At 70.6% G+C, this 3,527-nt stretch carries 3 protein-coding genes; 1 reads left to right on the top strand and 2 read right to left on the bottom strand.

Annotation, left to right across the window (positions count from 1 at the left end; genetic code table 11):
• The coding region (locus K4G64_RS38740; protein ID WP_221760538.1) for a DUF5685 family protein at positions 1-971 on the bottom strand (971 nt) is incomplete at its 3' end.
• 289 nt (positions 972-1,260) lie between these two features.
• On the opposite strand from K4G64_RS38740, the gene K4G64_RS38735 reads away from it, so the two are divergent.
• The gene (locus K4G64_RS38735) at positions 1,261-1,701 is read left to right on the top strand and encodes a cell division protein SepF (protein ID WP_030850887.1); all 441 of its coding nucleotides are present in this window, start codon (positions 1,261-1,263) and stop codon (positions 1,699-1,701) included.
• 49 nt (positions 1,702-1,750) lie between these two features.
• Here K4G64_RS38735 and K4G64_RS38730 read toward each other — a convergent pair whose 3' ends face one another.
• Complete coding sequence (locus K4G64_RS38730) at positions 1,751-2,941, bottom strand: acyl-CoA dehydrogenase family protein (RefSeq protein WP_221760537.1); 1,191 nt, start codon at positions 2,939-2,941, stop codon at positions 1,751-1,753.
• Positions 2,942-3,527: the final 586 nt, after the last annotated feature.

Here is a 3,527-nt window from a genome sequence, read left to right as displayed (position 1 = left end):
ACCGCCGCCGGACAGGGCATCGACGGCATCGGCGAGACCTCGGTACGCGCCCTCGCCAAGCTGGAGCAGGTGCTGCCGAACCGGCTGCGCCGCCGCGTGGGCGCCCTGAACACCGGCACCGTGCCGAACGCGCGGTCGACCGAGCGCCGCAGTTCGTGGACGAGCAGCAGATGCACGAGCTGCGCGTCGGTGAACTCGGCGTCGCGCAGCGCGAGCCGCACCCCGTGCACCGCGTCGTCGGCGAGCCGCCGGACCTCCAGCAGGGAGGTGCCGGTCGCGGCGATCGGGTTCCAGGCGCCTGACGCGGCGTCAGTGTGCAGGTCCTCCACGGCGTCCAGCAGGTGCGCGAGCCGTCCGAAGAGCCGCCCGGCCTCGGCGAGCGGCCCGGCGTTGCCCGGCCGTCCGGCGAGGACCGCGGTGTGCGCGAAGGCCGCGGCGGTCGCGGTCTCGGTCGGTTCGGTGATGGTCAGGAGCGGCGTCCCCGGCCCGGCCAGCGCCTCGATCCCGGCCTGCCGGTCCACGGCGTCGACCAGGAGCGCGGTGTCGAATCCCACAGCGGAACCGGTCCGGGCTCCGGCCGTGCCCCAACTCACGGCGACCCGGCGCGCGGCACGCGCCACCGGTTTGCGGGCCAACAGCCCGTCACCGTCGGTGACGTGGTCGCGCACCTTCGCCGAGGCCAGCACCAGGGACACGGCTGCCGCGAGCCGGGCTCCCTCGCCGTGCGCGACGGAGGCGGTGCGCATGCCGCGCAGCGGGCACGGCCCTGCCGTACGACGGCCGCTGCCGTCCGTCTCCGCCTGAGCCTCCGTCAGAACGGAGACCAGCAGCCCGTCATAATTCGTGACAATCCGCGCGAACTGCCCGTGATCACCGCGCAGCGCGAGGCAAAGCCCGCACAAATGCGCCATCCACTGACTGGTCAGCTTCTCCCCGAGCCGGTGTCTACAAGGCCTGACGATTCCGAACACGACGCTCCCCCGAACTCCAAGACGACGTTGAGCTGCGGCATCGTACCGACCCCGCATTCACCCGTACGCCCCGGCCGTCACCCGTACGCCGAGAAGAATCATATTTCACTCACAGTCAGCAGCCGTTTGGGAAACGGCCCTTGGGACACACGGACTCTCGACGGATTCGCTGTGCACCAGTACCGTCACAAACCCCCCGTGCGGCGTCTATCCACTTGGCGCGCCATCCGCATCATGGACGACCATAGGGATGCGGAAAGCAGAAAGACCGCTGTGAGAGGAGGCGTCCATGGGATCGGTACGCAAGGCAAGTGCCTGGCTTGGCCTCGTCGACGACAACGAGGACGAGCGTTACTACGACGACGACGACTACTCCGACGGAAACGAGCCCGGGGAAGCCTGGGTCACTGATCCGCGCGTCAAGGTGGCCTCGGACGTCGCCGAGGAGAAGGGCCGCCGCATCGGCACGGTGACCCCGGACAGCTTCCGGGACGCCCGCGCCATCGGGGAGCTGTTCCGCGAGGGCGTGCCGGTGATCATGAACCTCACGGCCATGGAGGCCTCCGACGCCAAGCGCGTGGTCGACTTCGCGGCCGGGCTGATCTTCGGCCTGCGCGGTTCGATCGAGAGAGTGTCGACGCGCGTGTTCCTGCTGACCCCGGCCAACACGGAGATCGTCAACGGCGATCCGGCCGGGCACCGTACGGACGGTTTCTTCAACCAGAGCTGAGGCAGGGCCGCTCACCGGCCCTGCCCCCGCGCAGGGTTACCGGACCGGCCTACCGGAAGGCATCGAGTCCGGTGAGCGCCTTGCCCAGCACGAGCTGGTGCATCTCGACGGTGCCCTCGTAGGTGAGCACCGACTCGAGGTTGGTCGCGTGCCGCATCACGGGGTATTCGAGCGAGATCCCGTTGGCGCCGAGAATGGTCCGGGCCGTGCGGCAGATCTCGATCGCTTCCCGGACGTTGTTGAGCTTGCCGAAGCTGACCTGCTCGGGACGCAGGCGGCCGGCGTCCATCCGCCGCCCCAGATGATGGGCGAGCAGAATCCCCTTGTGCAGTTCGACCGCCATGTCGGCGAGTTTGGCCTGGGTGAGCTGGAAACCGCCGATGGGCCGCCCGAACTGCTCCCGCGACTTCGCGTAGTCGAGCGCGGCCTCGAAACTGCTGCGGGCCGCGCCCATGGCGCCCCAGACGATTCCGTAGCGGGCGTGGGACAGACAGCTCAGGGGTCCGCGCAGGCCGGTGACCTCCGGAAGGACGGCGTCGGCGGGCAGCCGCACGTCGTCGAGCACGAGCTCGCTGGTGACGGAGGCCCGGAGGGACCACTTGTGCTTGATCTCGGGAGCGGAGAACCCGGGGCTGTCGGTGGGCACGGCGAACCCGCGGATGCCCTCCTCGGTCTGCGCCCATACGACGGCGACACCGGCGACCGACCCGTTGGTGATCCACATCTTGCGGCCGTTGAGAATCCAGTCGGAGCCGTCGCGCTTGGCGTGCGTCCGCATGGCGGCGGGGTCGGAGCCGTGGTCGGGCTCGGTGAGCCCGAAGCAGCCGATGACCTCGCCGGCGGCCATGCGCGGCAGCCACTGCTGCTTCTGCTCCTCGCTGCCGAAGCGGTGGATGGCGTACATGGCGAGGGAGCCCTGCACGGAGACGAGGGAGCGGATGCCGGAGTCGGCGGCCTCCAGCTCCAGGCAGGCGAGCCCGTACTGCACGGCGGACGCGCCGGCGCAGCCGTACCCGTCGAGGGACATCCCGAGGGCACCGATGCCGCCGAGCTCTTTGGCCAGCTCCCGGATCCCCGGCAGCTCCCCCTTCTCGTACCACTCGGCGACGTACGGCAGCACCCGGTCCGCGGCCCAGGCCCGCACGGTGTCCCTGATCCCGAGGTCCTCCGGCTCCAGCAGGTCGTCCAGGCCGAGGGGATCGACGGGATCGAGGGGAGGCAGCTTGGACGAACCGGACATGATCGACACCCTCCGAACTCTTTAACTAGCACCGCTAGTCCAGACGCTACGACGTCCGCCCACCCACGCACCACCCGTAGCCGCCAACTGACAGCCGGACTCACCTGTGGCCACCACCACACCGCGGGCGTCAGCGGACCGTGGATCAAGGAATCAGCGAATGACGGATACGGATCAGCCCGACGACGGAACCGGGTGCGGCGTGGTGCACCGGGCACCGGGTTGCCGATGCCACTCCCGACGCCGGGCGCCGCACCAGGCCCCGGATTCAAAGCCGAATGCGGCATTCCGGCGCGCAGACCGGCCCAACCGGGACCGGGCACGGCGCCGAACACCGGGCGCCGATGCCCGGCGTTCCGGCATGCAGGCCGGCCCAACCGGGACCGGGCACGGCGCCGTGCACCTAACACCAGATGCCGAAGCCCGGCGTTCCGGCGCGCAGACCGGCCCAAACGGGACCGGGCGCCGATGCCGCACCAGGCAGCCCCGTCGCGCTCGTCCCAGCCCCCCGGCGCGCACCTGCCTCCCCCGCGCGCAAGCCCAGCCCCGGCTCCTCAGCCGCAGTCCGAGGCAGACGGCCCGCCCC

Source organism: Streptomyces sp. WAC04114, from assembly GCF_019733245.1.
In the GTDB taxonomy this organism is placed as follows: domain Bacteria; phylum Actinomycetota; class Actinomycetes; order Streptomycetales; family Streptomycetaceae; genus Streptomyces; species Streptomyces massasporeus_A.
Note: the sequence above shows the minus strand (reverse complement) of the source record. Positions and strands in the feature narration are given on the sequence as shown.

What these genes read in the sequence shown, in the direction of transcription:
- K4G64_RS38735 (WP_030850887.1), top strand. Translation starts at nt 1,261, where the DNA reads ATGGGATCGGTACGCAAGGCAAGTGCCTGGCTTGGCCTCGTCGACGAC.
- K4G64_RS38730 (WP_221760537.1), bottom strand. Translation starts at nt 2,941, where the DNA reads ATGTCCGGTTCGTCCAAGCTGCCTCCCCTCGATCCCGTCGATCCCCTC.